The sequence below is a fragment of the Limisalsivibrio acetivorans genome, from assembly GCF_000421105.1.
GTDB classification, from domain to species: Bacteria; Chrysiogenota; Deferribacteres; order Deferribacterales; family Geovibrionaceae; genus Limisalsivibrio; species Limisalsivibrio acetivorans.
Window position 1 is genome coordinate 203361 of the sequence record NZ_ATWF01000001.1, and the last position, 22243, is coordinate 225603.

At 50.0% G+C, this 22243-nt stretch carries 21 protein-coding genes; 20 read left to right on the forward strand and 1 reads right to left on the reverse strand.

The window, feature by feature from the left end; genetic code table 11:
• The 20 genes from K300_RS0100955 to K300_RS0101050 all read left to right on the forward strand — a co-directional run bounded on the left by K300_RS0100955 (position 1) and on the right by K300_RS0101050 (position 20775).
• A complete protein-coding gene (locus K300_RS0100955) occupies positions 1 to 669 on the forward strand; it encodes a histidinol phosphate phosphatase domain-containing protein (protein ID WP_022849786.1) in 669 nt (222 codons plus the stop codon).
• A complete protein-coding gene (locus K300_RS0100960; protein WP_022849787.1) occupies positions 659 to 1234 on the forward strand; it encodes a hypothetical protein in 576 nt (191 codons plus the stop codon). The genes K300_RS0100955 and K300_RS0100960 overlap by 11 nt, the downstream gene beginning before the upstream one ends.
• A gap of 1 nt (position 1235) precedes the next feature.
• Complete coding sequence (iorA, locus tag K300_RS0100965; protein ID WP_022849788.1) at positions 1236 to 2978, forward strand: indolepyruvate ferredoxin oxidoreductase subunit alpha; 1743 nt, start codon at positions 1236 to 1238, stop codon at positions 2976 to 2978.
• A 1-nt stretch (position 2979) separates the two neighbouring features.
• Complete coding sequence (locus K300_RS0100970) at positions 2980 to 3552, forward strand: indolepyruvate oxidoreductase subunit beta (protein WP_022849789.1); 573 nt, start codon at positions 2980 to 2982, stop codon at positions 3550 to 3552.
• Positions 3533 to 4450 (forward strand): PHP domain-containing protein, encoded by a 918-nt coding sequence (locus tag K300_RS0100975; protein WP_022849790.1) that lies wholly within the window; start codon positions 3533 to 3535, stop codon positions 4448 to 4450. The genes K300_RS0100970 and K300_RS0100975 overlap by 20 nt, the downstream gene beginning before the upstream one ends.
• Positions 4451 to 4577: 127 nt before the next feature.
• On the forward strand, positions 4578 to 5063 hold the full coding sequence (locus K300_RS0100980; protein ID WP_022849791.1) for a ribosome maturation factor RimP: 486 nt from the start codon (positions 4578 to 4580) through the stop codon (positions 5061 to 5063).
• Between the two features lie 8 nt (positions 5064 to 5071).
• On the forward strand, positions 5072 to 6448 hold the full coding sequence (nusA, locus tag K300_RS0100985; protein WP_022849792.1) for a transcription termination factor NusA: 1377 nt from the start codon (positions 5072 to 5074) through the stop codon (positions 6446 to 6448).
• Positions 6399 to 7025: a YlxR family protein gene (locus K300_RS15840; protein ID WP_081646844.1), complete on the forward strand. Its 627-nt coding sequence runs from the start codon at positions 6399 to 6401 to the stop codon at positions 7023 to 7025. The genes nusA and K300_RS15840 overlap by 50 nt, the downstream gene beginning before the upstream one ends.
• Before the next feature lie 13 nt (positions 7026 to 7038).
• Positions 7039 to 10008, forward strand: a complete 2970-nt coding sequence (gene infB, locus K300_RS14105; protein ID WP_022849794.1) for a translation initiation factor IF-2 — start codon at positions 7039 to 7041, stop codon at positions 10006 to 10008.
• Between the two features lie 8 nt (positions 10009 to 10016).
• Positions 10017 to 10298, forward strand: coding sequence for a DUF503 domain-containing protein (locus tag K300_RS0101000; RefSeq protein ID WP_022849795.1), 282 nt, complete (start codon positions 10017 to 10019; stop codon positions 10296 to 10298).
• A complete protein-coding gene (rbfA, locus tag K300_RS0101005; RefSeq protein WP_022849796.1) occupies positions 10299 to 10658 on the forward strand; it encodes a 30S ribosome-binding factor RbfA in 360 nt (119 codons plus the stop codon).
• On the forward strand, positions 10642 to 11550 hold the full coding sequence (gene truB, locus K300_RS0101010) for a tRNA pseudouridine(55) synthase TruB (protein ID WP_022849797.1): 909 nt from the start codon (positions 10642 to 10644) through the stop codon (positions 11548 to 11550). Before rbfA ends, truB begins: the two co-directional genes overlap by 17 nt.
• 149 nt (positions 11551 to 11699) lie before the next feature.
• Complete coding sequence (gene rpsO / locus K300_RS0101015; protein WP_022849798.1) at positions 11700 to 11969, forward strand: 30S ribosomal protein S15; 270 nt, start codon at positions 11700 to 11702, stop codon at positions 11967 to 11969.
• A 5-nt stretch (positions 11970 to 11974) separates the two neighbouring features.
• Positions 11975 to 14074 carry a polyribonucleotide nucleotidyltransferase gene (gene pnp, locus K300_RS0101020; protein ID WP_022849799.1) on the forward strand — a complete coding sequence of 700 codons (2100 nt, stop codon included), beginning with the start codon at positions 11975 to 11977 and terminating at the stop codon, positions 14072 to 14074.
• Positions 14075 to 14113: 39 nt separating this feature from the next.
• On the forward strand, positions 14114 to 15337 hold the full coding sequence (locus K300_RS0101025; protein WP_022849800.1) for a M16 family metallopeptidase: 1224 nt from the start codon (positions 14114 to 14116) through the stop codon (positions 15335 to 15337).
• Entirely contained in the window at positions 15313 to 15753 is a 441-nt protein-coding gene (gene dut / locus K300_RS0101030; RefSeq protein ID WP_022849801.1) for a dUTP diphosphatase, read from the forward strand. Before K300_RS0101025 ends, dut begins: the two co-directional genes overlap by 25 nt.
• 132 nt (positions 15754 to 15885) lie before the next feature.
• Positions 15886 to 18435, forward strand: a complete 2550-nt coding sequence (glgP, locus tag K300_RS0101035) for an alpha-glucan family phosphorylase (RefSeq protein WP_022849802.1) — start codon at positions 15886 to 15888, stop codon at positions 18433 to 18435.
• A complete protein-coding gene (locus tag K300_RS14110; RefSeq protein WP_022849803.1) occupies positions 18426 to 18947 on the forward strand; it encodes a PaaI family thioesterase in 522 nt (173 codons plus the stop codon). The genes glgP and K300_RS14110 overlap by 10 nt, the downstream gene beginning before the upstream one ends.
• Positions 18948 to 18997: 50 nt before the next feature.
• Positions 18998 to 19540: a macro domain-containing protein gene (locus K300_RS0101045; RefSeq protein WP_022849804.1), complete on the forward strand. Its 543-nt coding sequence runs from the start codon at positions 18998 to 19000 to the stop codon at positions 19538 to 19540.
• Positions 19541 to 19626: 86 nt separating this feature from the next.
• Entirely contained in the window at positions 19627 to 20775 is a 1149-nt protein-coding gene (locus K300_RS0101050; RefSeq protein ID WP_022849805.1) for an MFS transporter, read from the forward strand.
• 295 nt (positions 20776 to 21070) lie between these two features.
• Here K300_RS0101050 and K300_RS0101055 read toward each other — a convergent pair whose 3' ends face one another.
• Complete coding sequence (locus tag K300_RS0101055; protein WP_022849806.1) at positions 21071 to 22150, reverse strand: HDOD domain-containing protein; 1080 nt, start codon at positions 22148 to 22150, stop codon at positions 21071 to 21073.
• Positions 22151 to 22243 lie beyond the last annotated feature (93 nt).

Below are 22243 nucleotides of genomic sequence, written 5' to 3' on the forward strand. Positions count from 1 at the left end.
ATGTTTGATCTTCATACACATACAGTTTTCAGCGATGGGTCGCTTATCCCCGCCGAATCGGCAAGAAGGGCTAGGGCAGCCGGATACGGAGGCATTGCGTTCACAGACCACGCCGATGATTCCAATCTGCTGTTTATCCTTGAGAATCTTCTTCGCTTTAAGGAGCAGTTTAACTCACAATCACCCGAGTTCAAGGTTCTTGCAGGTGTGGAGCTGACCCATATCCTCCCCGCATCAATGGACAGGCTCACCCAGACAGCAAGGCGTAATGGTGCGGATATTGTCATCGTCCATGGTGAAACTCTCACCGAGCCGGTGGAGCCGGGTACGAACATTGCGGCTATCGATGCAGGGATTGATATCCTTGCCCACCCCGGGCTCATATCACCGGAGGAAGTCAAAAGAGCGGCTAAAATCGGTGTGAACCTTGAGATAACCACGAGAAGGGGGCACAGCATAACTAATGGACATGTGGCTAAAACAGCTCTTGAAAACGGATGCAGTCTGGTGATAAATAACGACTTTCATGCTCCCGGCGATTCTGTTTCACCGGAAGCGGCGTTTAATATACTCATGGGCGCTGGCCTCTCCTCTGAGGAGGCAGGCACTGTGATGAAGAATAATGAAAGGATTTTTAAAAAAGCTTTGGAGGATTCAATTGGCAGCTAAAAGCAAGAAAAACACAGTAGAAGAGGTTCCGATAGATAGGGTCGAGCTGTTTCTGCAGAACAACTACAAGAAAGTGATTCTCGTTGTGGGGGGTCTGCTTGTGGCTTTCCTTCTCTTTTACATGGGTAAGCAGATGATGGACAGCAAGGCACAGATGGTAAACGAGCAGATTGGTGCTGTTGAATTTGCACTGACTTCAGGAACAGGTCAGGCCACAGTGGAAGAGTTCCTCGCCTTTGCAAACTCCAAGGAGAAGGCAAGCGACTATATATATTTGAGAGCAGCAGAAGTCTATCAGATAACTGGTAGAACAGATCAGGCTCTTAACACCCTTTCCAGGGTTGGAGGCGATTTTGCTGGTGTTGCCGATGGATACGCCTACGATCTCGGCTCTGAAAATATAAATCCCTCCAGCTACATCGGTAGCGCAGCACAGGAACCCCTCTGGTACTACAGAGCCGTTCTTGAGGCGGATGAGGGTGATAAGGCAGCACTTCTGGCAGAATTTGGCGAGAAATATCCCGAAAACAAACTCTATGACATGGTTAATAGATGGGAAGGTTAATATGAAAGAGGTTCTCAGCGGAAATGAAGCTATTGCCCGCGGTGCTTATGAAGCGGGTGTTATGGTTGTCAGCTCTTATCCCGGAACTCCCAGTACGGAGATAACCCAGCATGTGGCGGAGTATGAGCAGATATACAGCGAGTGGTCAACGAATGAGAAGGTATCCCTTGAGGTAGCCATAGGCTCCTCCCTCGCTGGCAAGCGTGCGATGACCTGTATGAAGCATGTGGGTCTTAATGTTGCGGCGGATCCGCTCATGACCGTGTCTTACACAGGTGTTAATGCCGGACTTGTTATCGTTGTGGCGGACGACCCGAACATGTTCAGTTCCCAGAACGAGCAGGACAGCAGGCATTACGCCCGTTTTGCGAAGATCCCTATGCTTGAGCCCGCAGACAGCCAGGAGGCGAAGGATTTCATCGCCAGAGGACTTGAGCTTTCAGAAAAATTCAGCACTCCGGTACTTGTGCGTTCATGCACGAGGCTCAGCCACAGTAAATCTGTGGTTCAGATAAAGCCCCGGCATACCCCGCCCATATTTGAGCCAGAGAACGACATAAAGAAATGGGTTATGGTTCCCGCAAACGCCCGTCAGAGGCATAAGTTTGTTGAGAAGCGTCTGGAGAAGATCGCAAGATGCGCCGATGAGGGTAAGGTCTGCATGAACCCTGTGGAGATGAACAGCGAAGAGATAGGCATCGTCTGCGCAGGTGTAACGTATCAGTACGTTAAGGAAGCCCTCCCCGAGGCCTCCGTCCTCAAGCTTGAGATGGTGTGGCCTCTGCCCATGGAGAAGATAAAGCGTTTTGCAGAAAAGGTTGATAAGCTCTATGTTGTGGAAGAGCTTGATCCCTTCCTCGAGACAGAGCTTAAGGCGGCGGGTGTTGAGGTTCAACCCCTTGAACGAGATATTTGCGGCGAGCTTTCTACGGACAGGGTCAAGGAACTTTTCGGCACAGAAAGCCCCGAGCCCGCCTTCGATCCCGGAGTACTCCCCGCAAGGCCTCCGAACATGTGTCCCGGATGCTCCCACAGGGGCGTTTTCTATGCGATCAGCAAGCTTAAGCTTTTCGCCGCCGGTGATATCGGATGCTACACACTGGGACTTCTTCCCCCGCTTAATGCGATAAACTCCACCGTTTGCATGGGGGCAAGCATCCCCATGGCCCATGGAATGGACAGAGCCACCGAGGGTGAGCTTGCGAAGAAGTCTGTGGCTGTTATTGGTGATTCCACCTTCTTCCACACAGGGCTCCCCGGTCTTCTCAACTCCGTATACAACTCCGGCTGTTCCACTGTGGTTATCCTTGATAACCGTATTACAGGTATGACAGGGCACCAGCAGAACCCCGGCTCCGGCTGTAACATTAAAGGAGAGCCTGCACCACAGGTTAACTTCCCCGCTCTTCTTAAGGCGATGGGGGTTAACAACATCCGTACAGTGGACCCCTTCAATGTGGAGGACTGCCTTGATGCACTTAAAGAGGAGACGGCTAAGGACGAGGTGAGCGTTATCCTCACAAACCGTCCCTGCATATTTGCGGACAGGAGCGTAATGAAGCCTCCTTTCTATGTGGATGAGGACAACTGCTGCGGCTGCACAGCCTGCACAAGGCTTGGCTGTCCGGCAATCCTCTGGAAGAAGGATGAGAAGAAGGCATTTATAGACGAAACACTCTGCACGGGCTGCGAGCTTTGCTCCAACGTATGCAGGTTCGATGCCATACATCAGAGGGAGTCATAGAATGAAAGATTACGATATACTTATGGTCGGTGTCGGCGGACAGGGTACGGTTCTATCCAGCGATATTGTTTGCGAGGTAGCCCTTGCCGGTGGTTCCGATGTTAAGAAGAGCGAGATACACGGCATGGCTCAGAGGGGTGGAAGCGTTGTTTCCCATGTGAGAATCGGCAAGAGGGTAAGTTCCCCCGTTCTCCCGCTGAAAGGAGCAGACATAATCCTATCATTTGAGGATATGGAGTTCCTCCGTTATCCCGAGTATGTTAACGATGAAACGGTGCTTATACTGAACCGTTATAAGATATACCCCCCTTCGGTGGCCTCCGGTGATGAAAACTATCCCGAGAGTCAGGTTGCAGATCTTAAGGATAGATTCAGCACCGTTTTCGAGATGGACGCCATGGAGATGGCCCAGAAGATAGGTAATCCAAAGGTTGCGGGGATGGTGCTCCTCGGCAAGCTCGCCTCCCTTCTGCATTATGAGCAGGAGGTCTGGAAGGAGGTTGTCAGCAAAAAGGTTCCGCCCAAGACCGTTGAACTCAACCTGAAGGCCTTCGATGCAGGCTTCGGGAGCTGATTTCAGAAACTTCGATTTTCATATCCATACAAATTTCAGCTCGGACGGCGTTCTGTCACCTTTCCAGGTGCTTAACGCCCTCCGCAGCAGGAATTTCTCCCATTTTTCCATAACAGACCACAATACCGTAGCAGGTGTTACCGATCTCCTTAAGTCTGCCGGTGATGAAGGATGCCGTAAGATTGACTTCGTTTCCGGGATAGAGCTCTCCACGAACTTTGAGGATGTCGAGATCCATCTTATATCCTATGGCGTTGATACGGCCCATTCCGGTCTCCTTGAGCTTCTTTCGGAGTTCGAAGGTAACAGGAGAAGGCAGGCGGAGCTGAGGGTTGATAAGATGCGAAGCCTCGGTTTCTCCATAGATCTGGACAGGCTCATGGAGATGGCGCAGGGGAAGACCCCCTCTGGCGTAACCTTTCTTAAGGCGCTTGCGGAGTATCCTGAAAACCATGACAAACTGGAGCCCTACCTCGAGGGTGAACGTTCTGACAGCCCCTATACGAATTTCTATTTCGACTACTTCTTCAGAGGGGGGAGGGCGTATGTTGATGCCCCTCTGCTCGACTATATGAAGACGGTGGAAACACTGCGGGATGATTCCTTCCTGTGCATAGCCCACCCCGGTCAGTATCCTGAGGATAAGCCGTCAAAGCTGGCTGTTGAGGGTGTTCGTGGGATCGAGGCGTATTCATCATATCACGATGGGGAAAAGACCGATGACTTCCTGGATCTTGCCGTGCGTAAGGGTATGCTCCCCGTTGCAGGAAGCGATTTCCACGGTCACCGGATTAAGCCGGGGATCCATCTCGGCGGACACAGCTGTTCCGATGCGGATATGCCCCTTCGTTTAATGGAGGGTGTACAAAGCACCGGAGGCACAATCTTCCCCCTCTAGCCCCTAATCCTCTGAAAACGGGGATCCTGCGGACAATTCATACGTAAAAACCCTTGCTTTGCCTATGTGCTTGTGTTAATGTTTCATCCGGTGGGCTGAAAACCCACCAATTTTTTTGTGAGAATTTATGGCAGTATCAAGAGATAAAGAGATTATTGAAAAAGTGCGAGCCGCCGCAGTGTCCGTTGCAGAAGGGCACGGGGTGGAGCTGTTCGACATTACCTTCCGCAGTGAACGCGGTGGGAGAGTGCTCCGGATCTATATCGACAGGGACAATGAAACCCCGGGGCTTGAGGAATGCGCCCTGGTCAGCAGGGATCTATCCGAAATTCTAGATAAAGAAGACATCATTCCCTACGAGCGGTATAATCTAGAGGTATCCACTCCGGGGCTGGACCGGCCGCTCAGAAATGAAAGGGATTTCGAAAAATACACAGGCAAACTCTGCAAGATAACCATGAAGGTTAAGGATGAAACCGGCCGTAAAAACTACACCGGAAGGATTAACGGTGTTGATAACGGTTCGGTCCTTATTTACGTGGATAAGGAGAGCAAAGAGTTTGCCCTTGAAATTGACAACATCTCCAAAGCAAGGCTAGAGATAGAGATTTAGGAGGAACAATGATCAAGGAGCTTGCGAAAGTCGCAGATGAACTTGGAAGGGAGAAAGGAATATCCAGAGATATCCTTTCCGAGGCTCTGAAAGAGGCCGTAACCGCAGCCATAGGCAGAAAGATAGGTAAATATCTTGAGCCGGATGTGGAGGTGGATCTTGAGAAGGGAAGCATAGAGATTAGCATTCCCAAAGAGGTCTGCGAAGAGGTAGACAACAAATGGTATGAGATACACATCGATGATGCACAGGCCTATAAGGAGGGTGCAGAGCTTGGTGATGTAATTATGATACCCGCAACCCTTGAGGATCTTGGCCGTCAGGCTGCTCTGGTTGCGAAGCAGAAGCTTTTCGAAAAGCTTCGTGATGCGGAGAAGCAGGTTGTCCTTGATGACTTTCAGGGCAGGATAGGCGAGGTTGTGAACGGTGTACTCCTTAAGGCGGATCGTGATAACCTTATCATTAATATAGGTAAAACAGAGGCTCTTCTTCCCAAGAGGGAGATGATCCCCGGTGATTTCTTTAACAGAGGGGATTATGTTCGTGCGCTCCTCCTTGATATAAAGACCATAAAAGGATGGCCCCAGCTCATCCTATCCCGAACCCATCCGGAGTTCATGAAGAAGCTCTTCGAGGCTGAGATACCCGAGGTCTTCGAAGGTATCATCGAGGTTAAGTCCGTATCCAGAGAGCCCGGAGACAGGGCGAAGGTTGCCGTTTATACCCAGAACAGCAACATCGACCCCGTAGGCGCATGTATTGGCCTTAAGGGTTCAAGGATCAACTCCATCAGCAACGAGCTCAGGGGTGAGAAGATCGACGTTGTGGAGTGGTCACCCGATACGGTGAAGTTCGTGTGCAATGCTATCTCCCCTGCGGATGTTGTTCTTACCAACGTCTTTGAGGACGAGAATACCATCGAGGTTGTTGTTCCCGACGATCAGCTCTCCCTCGCCATCGGTAAAAAGGGGCAGAACGTTCGCCTCGCCGCAAGGCTCACCGAGTGGAGGCTTGATGTTCTTAAGGAGAGCGAGTACGCCGAGATCAGAAAGGAGCGTCTCGCAGCCCAGGAACAGGAGCTCAAGGACTTCTACGTTCTTTATAACCTTGAGAACCTCGAAGGTCTGAGTGATGAGGATATATCAAAGCTCATTGAGGCCGGAATAGATGATATCGAGAAGCTTTCGAACTCCTCCGTGGATGAGATAATTGCATATCTCGAGCTGGAAGAGGACGAGGCCGTTCAGGTTATCAACAAGGCCATCGATTACCTCGCCTCCAAACTTGAGGAAGAGGGGATCTTTGAGGATGAAGTTCCCGAAGATGTAGACCTCGATGACGAGGATGCTTCCGTCGAAGAAGAGGAAGCGGGAGAAGAGGATTAGTATAAACGACCGCACCTGTATCGCCTGCGGAAAGGAAGGGGATAAGTCAGAATTCTTCCGTTTCGTTTCCGATGGTGAGGGGAAGGTATACTTCGACCTTAAGAGTAAGCTTCCCGGCAGAGGCGCATATGTATGTATAAATAAGGGGTGTGTTGAGAAGAGTGCCAGAAAGGGACTTTTCTCCAAGGCTTTTAAATCCCCCCATCCCAGAATGGAGCCTTCGGAGCTTTTAGGGATGGTATACGATGCCCATGAGAGGTATCTGTTTACCCTTATGCGTAACGCAAGGGGTGGAAGATCGATAGCGGACGGCAGCAGTTCTGCCGAGACTATAATAAAATCTGCAAAAGCAAAACTTCTGCTCATCCCTGTGGATGCATCAGAGGACACAGTTAAAAATATCAGAAAGCTTGCAGAGAAAACCGGTGTAAAAACTGCGGTGCTGCCGGAGAAGATGAAGGTAGCCGAAGAGGTGGATTCACCTCTCAGAGCCGCATACACAGTTTCGGAAGAAGGGCTTGCAGAGGCTCTTTCCGGTGTTCTCAAAACGATGAGCAGAGTAAAACGCTGGCTTTAACGGGGTGTAATATATGTCAGGATTCAAATTAACAGATGTAGCGAAGAAACTTAATATCTCAAAGGAAGAGCTTGTTGAAAAGCTTAATGCGGATGGACACAGCGTTACCACCGAGGATGATCTCTCTGAGGAGATGGTTCGTTCGGTTGGTGTCGATCCCAGGCATCTTAAGCTTAACAGACGGCAGGAACTCCTTCAGAAAGCGCTTGAGCGCCATAAAAGACACCCCAAGGCGAGGGAGGTCAAGATCAACAAGGATGGTAGCAGCCAATCGCAGGATACAAGCTCCCAGCCCAGGAAGATCTCCCGTGAAGAGCTTCTGAACCGTAAGCGTGCCCTTGAAAAGACCATCCAGAAGGTGGATGAGGACAGGGAGCAGATGCAGAAGGATGCGGCCACCAGGCAGAATGAAGAGCCCAAGCGCGAAGAGCCGACCCCCAAACCTGTCGAAGAGCAGAAGCCTGAGGTTAAGCAGGAGCAGGTGACAGAGGCCGCTCAGCCAGAAAAGCCCGCTGATACTCCCGCAAAGGAAGAGCCAAAGCCTGCGGAAAAACCTGCTGAGAAGCCCGCAGAAAAAGTAGAAAAACCTGAGGAGAAGAAAAGTAAACCCCTCAGTTCCCATGATAAAGCGATACAGCGTCCCGCTCCAAAGAAGGAGAAGCCCAAACCTGCACCAAAGGAACCTGCTAAAAAGCAGGCTCCGGCAAAGGAACAGACAGGCAGGGAGGACAGAAAGCGTGATGAAAGGCCCCCCAGAAGGGATGAGAGAACTCAGGACAGGCCCCAGAGACCCCAGCCCAAGCCCGAAGCTTCCCCCAAACCTGTGGAACCGGCCAAAGGGGATGAAAAGCGCAAAACCGTAAAGGATAAACCCGAAAAGGCTGAAGCGAAGCGCAAGGCTAAGAAGGGTACAACGGATAAGCCCAAGTCGTTCCATAAAACGATTGAAGAGGGCTTCGATATACTCAGCCTTGAGGAAGAGGTGGAAAAGGGTATCGTTGAGGAACCTGCTGCTCCCGAGGCTGAAACCGAAGAGGAGACAGCTAAGGAAACAACAGAAACATCGACTCCCTCCAAGGGTAAGAAGCTGGAGGCCTCCAGAAAGCCCACAGCGGATAAGGAAGTTTTTAACAAGAGACCCCCGCAGAACAAGGGGCGTAATCAGAAGCGTAAAAAGAAGAAACAGGATCAAGAGGAGAAGGTTATCGTTAGACCATCCAGAATTGAAATAGGCGAGAATATTGTTGTTTCCGAACTTGCCAAGATGATGGGCGTTAAGGCTACAGAGCTTATACGTAAGCTCCTTGGGCTTGGAGTTATGGCGGCTGTTAATCAGGCTGTTGATTCGGATACGGCTCAGATCCTCGGTGAGGAATACGGCATCGAGGTTGTTAAAAAGGTTGTAACAGAGGAGGACTTCCTCCCCGAAGTAGAGGAGAGCGAAGAGGATCTTGTTCCCCGCTCACCCATCGTGACCGTTATGGGCCACGTTGACCACGGTAAGACATCCCTCCTCGATGCACTGCGCAGTACCTCTGTTGCAGACGGCGAAGCTGGGGGTATCACCCAGCACATCGGTGCCTACGAGGTTGAGCTTGATAACGGAAGCATCACCTTCCTTGACACACCCGGTCACGAGGCGTTCACGTCGCTCAGGGCAAGGGGTGCGCAGGTTACCGATATCGTTATCCTCGTTGTTGCGGCGGACGACGGCGTTATGCCCCAGACAAAAGAGGCCATAGACCACTCCAAGGCGGCAGGTGTTCGTCTGGTTGTGGCTGTTAACAAGATAGATAAAGAAAACGCCAACCCCGATATGGTTAAAAACCAGCTCTCCGAATACGGGATCATCTCCGAGGAGTGGGGTGGTGAGCACCAGTTCCAGGAGATCTCCGCCAAGCAGAAGATCAACATAGAAGACCTGCTTGAGAGGGTTCTCCTTGAGGCCGAGGTTCTTGACCTTAAAGGTAACCCCGACAGACCCGCTGAGGGTATCATCATCGAGTCCAAGCTCGATAAGCAGAAGGGTGCAGTAGCCACTGTCCTTGTCCAGAAGGGTACGCTCAACAAGGGCGATTTCTTCGTATGCGGCGAGGAGTACGGCAGGGTAAGGGCTATGTTCAACTACAAAGGTGCTTCCGTTAAAGAGGCGGGGCTCTCTGTGCCCGTTGAGCTTATGGGATTCTCCAACGTTCCCCAGTCCGGCGAGCTCTTCCAGGTAACCTCCGATGAGAGAACCGCAAAGCAGATTGCAGAATTCCGTAAGGACAAGAACCGCGAGGAGCATGTGATGGAGAAATCCAAAGTGAGCCTTGCGGATCTCTTCGATAAGATTAAAGAGGGTGAGCTCAAAGAGCTTAACCTTGTTATCAAGGCGGATGTTCAGGGTTCACTAGCGGCTCTGGAGTCATCTTTGAATAAACTCTCTAACCCCGAGGTTAAGGTTAATATCATCCATGCTGGCGTTGGCGGAATATCTGAGAACGATATCATTCTCGCTGCCGCCTCAAACGCACTCGTCTTCGGCTTCAACGTTCGTCCCGATGTTAAGGCAAGGGCGAAGGCGGAGCACGAGGGCATTGAGATTAACCTTTACTCTGTAATCTATAAGATCATAGACGATGTTAAGCAGGCCCTTGAGGGTCTCCTTGATCCCGATACGAAGGAAGAGATCATGGGTCAGGTTGAGGTTCGTCAGGTATTCTCCGTTCCGAAGATGGGCAAAATCGCTGGTTGCTATGTTCTTGAAGGTAAGATTACAAGGAACTCCAGCATAAGGATTATCAGGGACTCCATCGTTATATACGACGGCAAGATAAACTCCCTCAAGCGTTTTCAGGATGATGCGAAGGAAGTTGTTGCCGGTTATGAGTGCGGTGTGGGTATCGAAAAATATAACGACATCAAGGAAGGGGATATCCTCGAAAGCTATCGTGTAGTGGAAGAGAAGCGTACCCTTGACGATGTCAAGCCTGCCGAATAAGGACACGGATGGTAATAGGTTCCGTTGTATTTATCCTTGGCGTGGAGCAGGCCTTCTCGCTGAAGGATAAGAGAAAGATAATCTCCGGGCTTAAACGGAAGATATCGAACAGGTTCAATGTTGCCGTAAGTGAAGTCGGTTCAGCCGATCTCTGGAACAGAGCGGAGATCGGCATTGTTACCCTTTCCTCCAAAAGGAACCATGTGGAGAGGCAGCTCTCCAAGGTTATGGATTTTGTGGAATCCTACCCTGAGGTGGAGGTTATGGGCATTTCCGAGGAGATATTTTAGATGCACAGAATAGAGCGGGTTTCGGAGCTCCTCAAGGAGGAGATCTCCCGTATCATACAGTTTGAGGTGAAGGACCCGAAGGTGCGCAGTGTTGTTGTTACAACCATAGATGTGAGCCGTGATCTAAGCTATGCGAAGGTTTTCTTCACCACCTTTGAGAAGGACGACAAAAAGGGTATCCTGCGCGGGCTCATGCGCTCCGCCGGTTTTATAAACCACCGGCTTGCCAAGAAGATTCGCCTCAAGAAGATACCCAAGCTCTCCTTTCATATCGATGAATCAGGGGAATACGGCGAATATATTGACGGCATTATACGTGAAATAAAGGATGATGATTCCGGCGATGAACGGGATAGTTAATCTATACAAAGAGAAGGGGATGACTTCCTTTAAGGCTGTGGACAGGCTCCGCAGGGTATTAAAGGTTAAGAAGTCCGGTCACCTCGGAACACTCGACCCTCTCGCAGAGGGGGTTCTCCCTATCTGCATCGGCAACGCCACCAAGTTCGTAAACTATCTTATGGATGTGGAAAAGGAGTATGTCGGTGAGATGGAGCTGGGCTTCGCCACCGATTCCTACGACACCGAGGGTGAGGTAACAGCGGAGGAGAAGGGCATTGTCCCGTCGGAGGATGATGTTCTTGCTGTGCTGGCTGAGCTTACCGGTGATGTGGAGCTTCCTATCCCCGCATTCTCCGCAGTTAAGCTGAACGGCAAGCGTGCCTATGAGCTGGCCCGCAAGGGTGAGATCGAGGATGCGGGCAGGCGTGTTATGGGCGTTAGGTCCATTGAACTGATGGAATACAGCTACCCCAGATGCGTTATCAGGGTTCGATGCGCCAAGGGTACCTATATAAGGAGCATCATCCACGAGGCAGGTCTTCGGCTCGGCTGTTATGCAAGGATGAGTGGACTGATACGAACAGCGAACGGGAAGCTTACAGCGAAGGAGTCCGTTACCCTCGAAAGGCTCGAAGAGCTTAAGGAAGAGGGGAGGGCGGAGGAAGCTGTTACGCCGGTCTGGGATATGCTGAACTGGCCGAGAGCCACTGTGGATGCTTATGCTGCAAGGCTTGTGCTCAACGGGGTTTCCATAAAAGAGGAGAACTACAGCACATTTCCTTCGGATTTGGCCGAGGGGGAGCATTGTTTTATAGAGGATGAAGCGGGAAAGATCCTCGCTTTTGCTCTGAAAAAGAATGCTGGCAATTCTCCTTTAAAGATAGTAAAAGTGATAGGTAAGAATGACTGAATAAGCACATTCGGTTTTTCATGGACCATCCGCCCCGAAGTAGCGGGGAGCGGACTGTCCTTTTTTTCGTTTAAAAGCATGAATTACCCTTGTGTTTTGAAATACGATCTGTTATATATTCAGGCTTAACTTGTGGAGGTATCAAAGGAATGGCACTTGATAAGGAAAAGAAAAACGGTATTATTGAGAAATTTAAAACACACGAGAACGATACAGGTTCACCCGAAGTGCAGGTAGCTATACTTACGGAAAGAATAACCTACCTCACTGAACACTTTAAAGAAAATCCCAAGGATCATCACTCCAGACGCGGACTCCTTCTCCTCGTTAGCCAGAGGCGTCAGCTTCTCGACTACGTGAAGAAGAAGGACTACAAGAGATACCGCTCACTGATCGAGGCCTTAGGAATCAGGAAGTAATTTTTATGGAAAAAGAGACCTATGAAGTGTCGGTTCAGCTTAGTGAAACAGCTGAACCGATAGTATTTGAAACAGGCTGGAAAGCTAAGCAGGCTAACGGTAGCATATGGATCCGCCAGGGCGGAACAGTTATCCTCGTTACAGCAACCGGCAGAAAAGAAGCCTCCGACACTGCGGACTTCTTCCCCCTTACAGTTAACTACATTGAGAAGTTCTACTCTGTAGGTAAGGTACCCGGCGGTTTCCTCAAGAGGGAGAACAGACCCTCCGATAAGGAAACTCTTACATCAAGGCTTATCGACAGGCCCCTCAGGCCTATGTTCCCCGACGGTTTCAGGAATGAAACCCAGGTGATCTGCACCGTTGTTTCCTTCGACGGTAAAAACATGCCCGATATGCTCGCAACCAATGCCGCCAGTGCGGCTCTCATGATCTCCGACATACCCTTTAACGGACCCATCGCAGGTGTGCGTGTGGGTAAGAAAGACGGCGAGCTTATTATCGACCCCTCCTACGAGATCTTCGACGAACTCGACATGAACATTATCGTATGCGGTAATGACGATGCCATTAACATGGTTGAAGCGGGCATGAATATGGTAACCGAAGATGAGGTTATCGAAGCCCTTGAGTTTGCCCACGCAAACATCAAGAAGATCATCGCTGTTCAAAGGGAGCTTACTTCCCAGGTCGGTAAGGATAAGTTTGAGTACAAAGACTTCTCCGTTCCCAAGGACCTCATCGCAGAGGCGGAAGCGGAGCTTGGTCAGAAGATACACGATGCTCTCGTTATCCCCGGTAAGCTTGATAAGTATGCTGCACTTGATGAAATCAGGGACAGCTACTTCGAAAAGCTCGAGGAAACCCTCGGCGAAGAGTACGCAGAGAAGAAATCCCTCTACAAAGAGGTATGGCACTCTGTGGAGAAGAAGGTATTCCGTGAATTCACCCTCGGTAAGGGTGAGCGTATCGACGGCAGAGGACCCAAGGATGTCCGCCCCATTGATATCGAAGTGGACCTTCTCCCTATGCCCCACGGCTCCGCACTCTTCACAAGAGGAGAGACACAGGGTCTTGTGACGGCTACCCTCGGTACTAAAACCGATACTCAGATGCTGGACAACATCGAAGGAAGCTCCAAGAAGCGTTTTATGCTTCATTACAACTTCCCCCCCTTCTGCGTGGGTGAGGTAGGTTTCCTCAGAGCTCCCGGCAGAAGAGAGATTGGCCACGGCGCCCTTGCTGAGCGTTCACTCCTCCCCATCCTCCCCGATGAAGAGGAATTCCCCTATTCTATCAGGGTTGTTTCCGAGATCCTTGAGTCCAACGGCTCCTCCTCCATGGCTTCGGTCTGCGGCGGATGTCTCAGCCTCATGGATGCCGGTGTACCCGTGAAAGGCGTTGTGGCAGGTGTTGCCATGGGTCTTATCAAGGAAGGGGACAGACACACCGTACTCAGCGATATTATGGGAACTGAGGACCACCTCGGCGATATGGACTTCAAGGTGGCTGGAACCGAAGACGGTATCACAGCACTCCAGATGGACATCAAGATCGAAGGTCTTTCAAGGGATCTCCTTGTTGAAGCACTCTCTCAGGCGAAGGAGTCAAGGCTCCACATCCTCTCCAAGATGAAGGAATGCCTTGCAGAGCCCAGAGCAGAGCTTTCCGAAACAGCACCCAGATATATCTCCATGAAGATCAATCCCGAGAAGATCGGTCTTCTCATCGGCCCCGGCGGTAAAAACATCCGCTCCATCGTGGATGACACCGGTGCACAGATAGATATCGACGACGAAGGCGTGGTTAACGTATTTGCAGTGGACAAAGAGTCCATCGATGCAGCCATAGCCCGCATAAACGAAACCGTTCAGGAACTGGAAGATGACAAGGTCTACACCGCAAAGGTGAAGAAGATCATGGACTACGGCGCATTCGTGGAACTTATTCCCGGCGTTGAAGCCCTTCTCCATGTTTCCCAGTACAGCAATGAGCGCATCCAGAGCATCGCAGACTACCTCAAGGTAGGCGACGAAGTGGATGTTAAGTACCAGGGTAAGGACCAGAACGGCAGACATAAAATTTCACGCAAGGTACTTCTGTGATAAAGGGCACACTATAACGTGTGCCTTTAATCCTTATCTATGAAGCCGGAACTTGCATCCTTTGGTAAAATCCCGATTATAACAGACAAAACGGTCGCCTCTGGCGGCCTTGTTTCTGTCTGTATCACTTTTAGAAACGGAAGCACATCCGAACCACCCTCAATCAACGGCGTTTCCCATTTTATTGAGCATATGGTATTTAAGGGCACTCCGACCCATAGTGCCGAGGAGATCAGCCGTGAGACGGAGAAGCTGGGCGGCTACCTGAACGCATTTACAACAAAGGAACAAACCTCATACTACATAAGCGGTTTTTCGGAAAACTTCCCCGAATTTCTCCGAATCCTCCTTGATATAGTCTTTAATCCCCTCATGCGGGATGAGGATTTCTATCATGAACAGAAGGTTATACTCACCGAGATAGCCTCTCTCAAGGACAATCCCGAGGAATACCTGGACGAGATATCCGAATCGTTCCTTTTTAATGGCCACCCTCTGGCAATGCCGATATCCGGCACCGCCAAGGAGGTCTCAGCCCTCAGCCCCGGTACACTTCGAGACTTCTATCGAAGCTATTACACCCCCGCAAACTGCATAATCAGTGCAGCTGGTGATGTGACGAGCGGTGATATAATCAGTATCCTTGAAGAGAAGGGAATAGACCCGGGCACAGGTGAGATGAACACCCTTCCAGCGGAGGCTAAATATACAGCTTTCATGCACTCTGAAAAGAGCTCCTCGGAGCATCTATACGCCCAGTATCTGTACCCCGCCTTCCCCGCAACGGACGGTCGGAGATACGCCCTAGGAACACTCAACATGATCCTCGGAGGCCTTATGAGCTCCCGTCTGTTTCAGGAAATCAGGGAGAAGAGGGGGCTGTGCTACAACATCGAATCGGATGTCGGCCTCTATTCCACAGGGGGGTCAATCTCTGTCTTCTGTGGGTGCGAAAAGGAGAGTTTCGATGAGGTTGATGAGCTTATAAGGCGTGAGATCGAAAAGATATCAAGAAACGGTATAACCGTGGATGAGCTGACGCTTGCCAGAAACCAGATGCTCTACTCCTTCTTCTCCGGCACAGAAACCGCCGGAAGCAGGATGTTCGCCAATATCCGCCATATATTCCACTACAACAGGCTTGTTTCAAGGGATGAGATTCGCGAAGGTATTGAATCTGTAACCCTTGATGATGTAAACTCGCTCTCTGAACAAATTTTTGCCGATGGAGGTTCCAGATGTCTTCTTTTACCGTCAGAATAGTAAGCAGTGAAGGTGAGGAGCATATACCCTCGTACACAACCAGCGGCTCTGCTGGTGTTGATCTCCGTGCAGCGGAAGAGGGGAGGATACTCTGCGGAGAGTGGAAGCTCGTTTCGACGGGGTTGAAGATGGAGATACCCAAAGGGTACGAGGGGCAGGTCCGCCCCAGAAGCGGCCTTGCTTTGAAGCACGGTGTAACTGTTTTGAACTCCCCCGGAACCATAGACTCCGATTACAGAGGCGACATAGGCGTAATTCTTATGAACAATTCCGCCCAGACTTTTGTATATGAAAAGGGGGACAGGATAGCCCAGATGGTTTTTGCAAAGACCGAGAGGGCGGTTTTCGAGCATGTGGAGACCCTTGAGGATACGGACAGAGCCTCCGGAGGATTCGGTCACTCCGGCGTGAAATAGTCAAATATTTATTTGATTCCTACATTTACCCCCTCTACGGGTTAAATTATTTCCCCTCCTGTGTTAAAATAGACTTGTGCGGATATGAATTGATTATTGTTCCCGCCGACTAACGCATATGGGGGTCTATCCATGAAAATAAATGAATTCAATGTACTTCCCGATTTTCCCGAAGAGCTCAGGCCGCTCGAGGATATGGCATACAACCTTTGGTGGTGCTGGAACCACGACGCAAGGGAGCTTTTTAAGACCATAAATCCCGATGCTTGGGAGAAGTCCAAGCACAACCCGATGACAGTACTAGGAAGCCTTACCCGAGACGACTACGAGAAGCTTAAGCAGGATCCTGTTTTTATGTCCCGTCTTGAGGAGCAGTACAGGCTATTTCAGGAGTATATGAGTCTCCCGAAGTGGTTCGAGCAGAAGTATAAGGAGCATAAGGACGAGGATATGCTCGTTGCCTATTTCTCTGCAGAGTACGGCATACACGAATCCGTGAAACTCTATTCCGGAGGTCTAGGCGTTCTTTCAGGTGATCACTGCAAATCCGCCAGCGACCTCGGTATACCCTTTGTGGCCGTGGGTCTCCTCTACCGCAACGGCTACTTCCATCAGTACCTCAATTCCGACGGATGGCAGCAGGAATACTACCCGTATAACGAGTTCTACAACATGCCCCTCGAAAGGGCGAAAACCCCCGAAGGGGAAGATGTTTTTGTGGATGTGAAGATAGAGGACCGCACGGTGCGTGTGAGTGTCTGGGTTATGAAGGTTGGAACCATCAGGCTTGTCCTCCTCGATTCCGATGTGGAGGGGAACAGCCCCCACGACAGGCACGTTACCGGACAGCTCTACGGTGGCGATACGAGCATGCGACTTCGCCAGGAGATTATCCTCGGTGTTGCAGGCTACAGAGCTCTCAGGGCTATGGGTGAGAAACCCTCGGTTTACCATATAAACGAAGGGCACCCCAGCTTCCTTACCCTCGAGCGTATACGTCAGTATGTAAGTGAAGGTATCGACCTTCGTACAGCGGCGGAGGTTGTACGCAAAAGTACTCTTTTTACCACGCACACACCCGTTCCCGCAGGCTTTGACGTCTTCGGAACGGATCAGATACAGCGTTACCTCGGTCCCCTCTTCGAGGATGCGGGCTTTAACCTTAACCAGCTTATGGGCTTCGGCCGTGTGAACCCCTTCGACGAGAGCGAGGGTTTTGCAATGGCGATCTGCGGGATTAAGCTGAGTACCTACCGAAACGGGGTAAGTAAGCTCCACGGTGATGTATCGCGTAAGATGTTTAAAAACCTCTGGCCCAATGCCCTCACAAACTCTGTACCTGTGGGGCATGTTACAAACGGTATACACCTCCCCACCTTTATATCAGAGGACTTCAAGGCGCTGTATAACCGCTACCTCTCCGAAAACTGGTACTACAAACCGTACGATTTCAGCGTATGGGAGAATGCGGACACGATACCCGATGCCGCACTCTTCAGCGCAAAACAGCGTCAGCGTGAGAAGCTTATAGTATTTGCAAGAAAGCATCTTAAAAAACAGATACTCCACAGGGGAGGAACATCCGGAGAGCTCCTTAAGGCGGATGAAGTCCTTAATCCTGATTGCCTCACCATAGGCTTCGCAAGGCGTTTCGCCACATATAAAAGGGGGTATCTGCTCTTCATGGACGAGCAGAGGCTTCACCAGATACTGAATAACGCCGACAGACCTGTGCAGATTATCATCGCCGGTAAGGCTCATCCCAAGGACAACGGGGGCAAGGAGATCATCAAGAAGATCTTTCACATATGCCGTAAGCCGATGTTCAGGGATAAGATCGTGTTCATCGAGGACTACGACATCGAAGTCGCCAGATACCTCGCCCACGGCGTTGATATATGGCTTAACACCCCCCGCAGGCCGATGGAGGCATCCGGAACTAGCGGTATGAAGATCGCTGCCAACGGCGGACTGAATCTTTCTATCCTCGACGGATGGTGGGACGAAGGCTACAACGGTGAGAACGGCTGGGCCATCGGCGCAGGCGAACAGTACGATAAAGAGAGCTATCAGGACCATGTGGAGAGCATGGAGCTTTACGACAAGCTCGAGAGTGAGATAATCCCCATGTTCTACTCCAGAGATAAGGCGGATGTGCCCAGGGAGTGGACGAAGATGATGAAGCAGGCGATAAAGACCTGCGCTTCATTCTTCAATACATCACGCATGGTTATGGATTACACCGATAAATACTATGCCAGACTGCATAAACTGAACCGTGCGTTCAGGGCAAACAAATACGAAGAGGCTAAGAAGTTCATCGAGTGGAAGGATACACTTCTCAGTGGATGGGACAGCCTGAGCTTTGTTGATACTGCAGTTGATGCCTCAGAGATGAAGATGGGTGCAGATGTGCACTTTACAGCGAAGGTAAAGACGGATAAGATCAACTCTGAACATATTTCGGTATGTGCACTTGTTGAATATGACGGTGAAAGTGGTGAGTTTGTTGACCCTGAGTTCGTTGAGCTCGAGCTGGATTCCCAGGAAGGGGATCTCTACAGCTTCAGCACCAAGGATGTTATTAAGAAAGCGGGTAAGATGAAGGTCGCCTTCGCTGCACTGCCGAAGCATGAATTCTTACAGGAGAGGTTCGAGTTAAATCAGATAAAATGGGCATAAGATACAGTTTACCCCATTCCACCGGATGCTTTATATGCGGTGAAGAGAACAGGTTCGGGCTGAATACCCGGTTTTTTGCAGAGGACGAAACGGTTTACACGGATATAAATATCCCCCTGAAATACTGTGGATACAAGAATGTTATCCATGGGGGTATAGTTACTGCGCTGTTGGATGAAACAATGGGGTGGGCGGCTTTCATATACGGCTCCAAGGACTATATGCTGTTCACCCGCAACCTTGAGATAAAGTACAGGCGAAACACGCCTGCGGAAACGGATCTGCGTGTTGTTACCCGTTTCACCGAGAGAAGGAAGATCCTCTACGGTGCAGCCGGTAAGATTATTGATGCAGAGGGAACGGTTTATGCCGAAGGGAAAGGGGAGTTTGCCCCCATACCCGAGGAGAAGCTGGAGGAGACATTCGGCTACCTTCTTTTTAACGAGGATGAGGAGTACCACCCCGTATTCATGAGGCTCTATAACCGTTGGCTGGAGCATACAGCAGGCTAGGTTTTCCATCATCCGGCTATGCCTGTACTCTCAACTATCGGAGGTGGTTTATGTTCGATAAAGAGATAAAGGGCGTCAGGATTCAGGTTGTACAGGACGACATAACAGAGATGAGTACCGAGGCTGTGGTAAATGCGGCAAACAGTCAGCTACAGCTCGGGGCTGGTGTGGCAGGAGCTATTCGTTCGAAGGGTGGTGATTCCATCCAGAGGGAGTGTGATGAAATCGGCGGTGCAGAGCTTGGAACAGCCGTTATCACAGGGGGCGGTGACCTTAAGGCGAAGTATGTGATCCACACCGTGGGCCCCCGCTATAATCAGGACCCTGAGCCTTCTAAAAATCTCTATTCCGCCGTTGCCTCGGCACTGGATGTTGCCGCCGGTAACAGTGTCAGCTCCATAGCGATCCCTGCAATCTCTACAGGTGTATACGGATACCCCCTTGAGGATGCAGCTGAGATTATCGTTTCTGCTGTTGGTGACTATGCCGAGAAGGGGGGTAACTATCCCTCTCATATCGTTCTATGCCTATATTCTTCAAAGGATTATGAGATATTTCTCCGAGAGATGAAAAAGAGGTTCCCCGACGAGTAACTGTTATTTAAATATTTTTTCTAACTGTATATAGCCGTCTTTGTATTATCGTGGTATAAAATACAATCGATTCCGGAGGCGGCGGCATGAACCTTAAAAACAGGATGTACCTGTTCCTTTTTATCCTCACCGTTGCGAACATCTCCGTCTTTCAGGGCTGGCGGACGATGTTCAACAATTTCGCCGTGGAGGTTGCCTCCATAAATGGCTATCAGATGGGGATTATCCAGTCTGTCAGAGAGGTTCCCGGGTTCCTTGCCCTGCTTGTTATCTTCGTTATCCGCCTTATTCCAGAGCATCGTATCGCATCGCTTTCGGTAATCCTGTCCGGTCTCGGCGTGTTGCTGACAGGGTTTCTCCCCAGCTTTTACGGCCTTATAATTACCACGCTTATAATGTCCTTCGGCTTCCATTACTACGAGACCATCAACCAGTCGCTTACCCTGCAGTATTTCAATAAGGCTCAGGCTCCGCTTGTTTTCGGAAGGCTTAAGGGTATTGCAGCCGGAACGAGCATACTTGTGGGGCTCGCCGTCATGGGCCTGCTTAAGGTATTTGAGTATCGTGAGATATTCCTTATCCTCGGTGTACCCATAGTTCTCATAGGCTTCGGCACACTTTTTTTCGACCCCACAAACAAGGATATGCCGATTCAACATAAAAAGATGATATTCCGTAAGCGTTACTGGCTGTTTTACCTGCTGACATTCCTTGCCGGAGCCAGAAGGCAGATATTTGTAGCCTTTGCAGTATTCCTTATGGTCATAAAGTTTGAGTTCTCCGCCTTTGAGATAACAGCTCTCTTCGTGCTCAACAACGCCGTAAACTATTTCGCTAACCCGCTTATAGGAAGGGCGATAAACCGTTTCGGTGAAAGGAAGGTTCTCAGTGTTGAGTATTTCAGCCTGATATGGATCTTCTGCGCCTATGCCTTCACAGACAGCAAGATGGTAGTGGCGGTTATGTATATACTTGATCATATATTCTTCAATTTCCATATAGCCATCAGAACGTTCTTCCATAAGATAGGGGATAGCAGGGATATCGCACCGAGCATGGCCGTTGGTTTTACTATAAACCACATCGCCGCCGTGGTCATACCTGTTCTGGGCGGTGCGCTCTGGATGCTGGATTACAGGATTCCGTTTATATCAGCTGTGGTTCTTTCTGTGGCCTCTTTGGTGTTTACACAGTTTATCGACAGAGAGATTACGGTTAATAGCACGGATGAATAGTTGGTAAATGCGCATATGAACAAATATGCAACATGTTTTGTAATGTACGATCCACATATGCTGTGATTGAAGGTTTAATGATTATCTTATCTCGGCAAATATGCGGTACTACTGCAAGCCGATCCCATAATTGATTCGATTAGATTCGTTTGGCACAGTATTGAATGCCTGGAGGTAACTATTTGCGGGAAAGCTTATCTCGGCAATTATGCAGTGCTACTAAAAGCTGGTCACCTGTTCAGCCCTTCTGTCGACCTTAATGGAATACAGTGTAACAGAACACTATTCCGACGGCTCATTTGTGCTCGATAAAACTATTGATCACATGAACAGACTTTCTTATCTCAGGCACAAGCTGTGGTGTAACAAGCTTGTAAATGTTCGTGTTCAGTCTGAGTAGCTGTAGATATTCTGTCCGTACTGCGTATGTGTTCTCCGGTTCAGAGCCGAAGCCCAGCAAGTTGGCAAGTGTATCTGAGACGGCAGTCAGAGCGGCCTTCTGCCTTGCGGGGTATGGAATCTTTTCTGGAGGAGCGGCGAGGGGATGGTGATGGTACAGAACACCTTTGGCGGCTGATTCGGGTACCTTCCATTTCTGGCATACCAGATAGCCGAGCACAGCATGGTTTATACCATAGACATTCTCCTCGTTTATCAGCACAGGGGCATCGTGGTCCCATTTGCCCCTTTGGGGGAGGAGGTGCAGGTAATGTCTGCCGAGATCGTGGATCATTGCGGCTGTGGTCATATCGTCGGAACGTTCGGAGATATAGTTCTCTGTGATATATTTGGCGCATGCGTTTACGGCCATGGTGTGAACCCACAGCCTTTCACCGAGCCCTATCTCCTCTTTGCTAGGCATAATCTCGCCGATGAGATCTCTCACTACAAGATTCTTCACGTTGTTATAACCGAGAAGGAGTATCGCTCTGTGCAGAGAGGTTACTTCGTTCTTTATATTGAAGTATGAGGAGTTTGCTATGGCGAGTATCTTTGCGCTCAATACGGCATCGGTGGAGGCTACCTTCGTTATGCTCTCTGCACTGGACATCTGATCTCCGAGCAGTTCGATGAGCTTTGTGCTCACATTCATAGATATTGTGGTGGACCCGAGGAGAGTGTCTATATTCGCCATAACGTCGGGGGATACATCGTTGTGGTCCATGGGGGTGTGCCCCTCGGGCCAGGTTCGCAATGGTGTATTCTTGATACGTTCGGAAACATCCGCAGGGAGTTTCTGCTCCCTCTGAATCTCAGCAGGTTTATCGTCTGTGGCATTATTTGTTTGCGGAGACTCTTCCCTTTTCTGGGGTATAAGGTAGAATATGACAGCGGCACCTGCGGCAAGGGCAAGAATCGTTAAAAATACGCCCATAAATAAAACTCCTGACTGGTTTGTTTTTCATAAATATATACTCTGAACGTTTCTATGGAAAGGCTAAGTTCGATTATTCTTGAAGAGACTGTG

Bases quoted from the DNA above. Each gene is read 5' to 3' on its own strand.
- dut (WP_022849801.1), top strand. From the start codon at position 15,313: ATGTCTTCTTTTACCGTCAGAATAGTAAGCAGTGAAGGTGAGGAGCAT.
- K300_RS0101055 (WP_022849806.1), bottom strand. From the start codon at position 22,150: ATGGGCGTATTTTTAACGATTCTTGCCCTTGCCGCAGGTGCCGCTGTC.
- infB (WP_022849794.1), top strand. From the start codon at position 7,039: ATGTCAGGATTCAAATTAACAGATGTAGCGAAGAAACTTAATATCTCA.
- nusA (WP_022849792.1), top strand. From the start codon at position 5,072: ATGATCAAGGAGCTTGCGAAAGTCGCAGATGAACTTGGAAGGGAGAAA.
- rpsO (WP_022849798.1), top strand. From the start codon at position 11,700: ATGGCACTTGATAAGGAAAAGAAAAACGGTATTATTGAGAAATTTAAA.
- pnp (WP_022849799.1), top strand. From the start codon at position 11,975: ATGGAAAAAGAGACCTATGAAGTGTCGGTTCAGCTTAGTGAAACAGCT.
- K300_RS0100980 (WP_022849791.1), top strand. From the start codon at position 4,578: ATGGCAGTATCAAGAGATAAAGAGATTATTGAAAAAGTGCGAGCCGCC.
- K300_RS14110 (WP_022849803.1), top strand. From the start codon at position 18,426: ATGGGCATAAGATACAGTTTACCCCATTCCACCGGATGCTTTATATGC.
- glgP (WP_022849802.1), top strand. From the start codon at position 15,886: ATGAAAATAAATGAATTCAATGTACTTCCCGATTTTCCCGAAGAGCTC.
- iorA (WP_022849788.1), top strand. From the start codon at position 1,236: ATGAAAGAGGTTCTCAGCGGAAATGAAGCTATTGCCCGCGGTGCTTAT.
- K300_RS0100975 (WP_022849790.1), top strand. From the start codon at position 3,533: ATGCAGGCTTCGGGAGCTGATTTCAGAAACTTCGATTTTCATATCCAT.
- K300_RS0100955 (WP_022849786.1), top strand. From the start codon at position 1: ATGTTTGATCTTCATACACATACAGTTTTCAGCGATGGGTCGCTTATC.
- K300_RS0101000 (WP_022849795.1), top strand. From the start codon at position 10,017: ATGGTAATAGGTTCCGTTGTATTTATCCTTGGCGTGGAGCAGGCCTTC.
- rbfA (WP_022849796.1), top strand. From the start codon at position 10,299: ATGCACAGAATAGAGCGGGTTTCGGAGCTCCTCAAGGAGGAGATCTCC.
- truB (WP_022849797.1), top strand. From the start codon at position 10,642: ATGAACGGGATAGTTAATCTATACAAAGAGAAGGGGATGACTTCCTTT.
- K300_RS0100970 (WP_022849789.1), top strand. From the start codon at position 2,980: ATGAAAGATTACGATATACTTATGGTCGGTGTCGGCGGACAGGGTACG.
- K300_RS15840 (WP_081646844.1), top strand. From the start codon at position 6,399: ATGACGAGGATGCTTCCGTCGAAGAAGAGGAAGCGGGAGAAGAGGATT.
- K300_RS0101025 (WP_022849800.1), top strand. From the start codon at position 14,114: ATGAAGCCGGAACTTGCATCCTTTGGTAAAATCCCGATTATAACAGAC.
- K300_RS0101050 (WP_022849805.1), top strand. From the start codon at position 19,627: ATGAACCTTAAAAACAGGATGTACCTGTTCCTTTTTATCCTCACCGTT.
- K300_RS0101045 (WP_022849804.1), top strand. From the start codon at position 18,998: ATGTTCGATAAAGAGATAAAGGGCGTCAGGATTCAGGTTGTACAGGAC.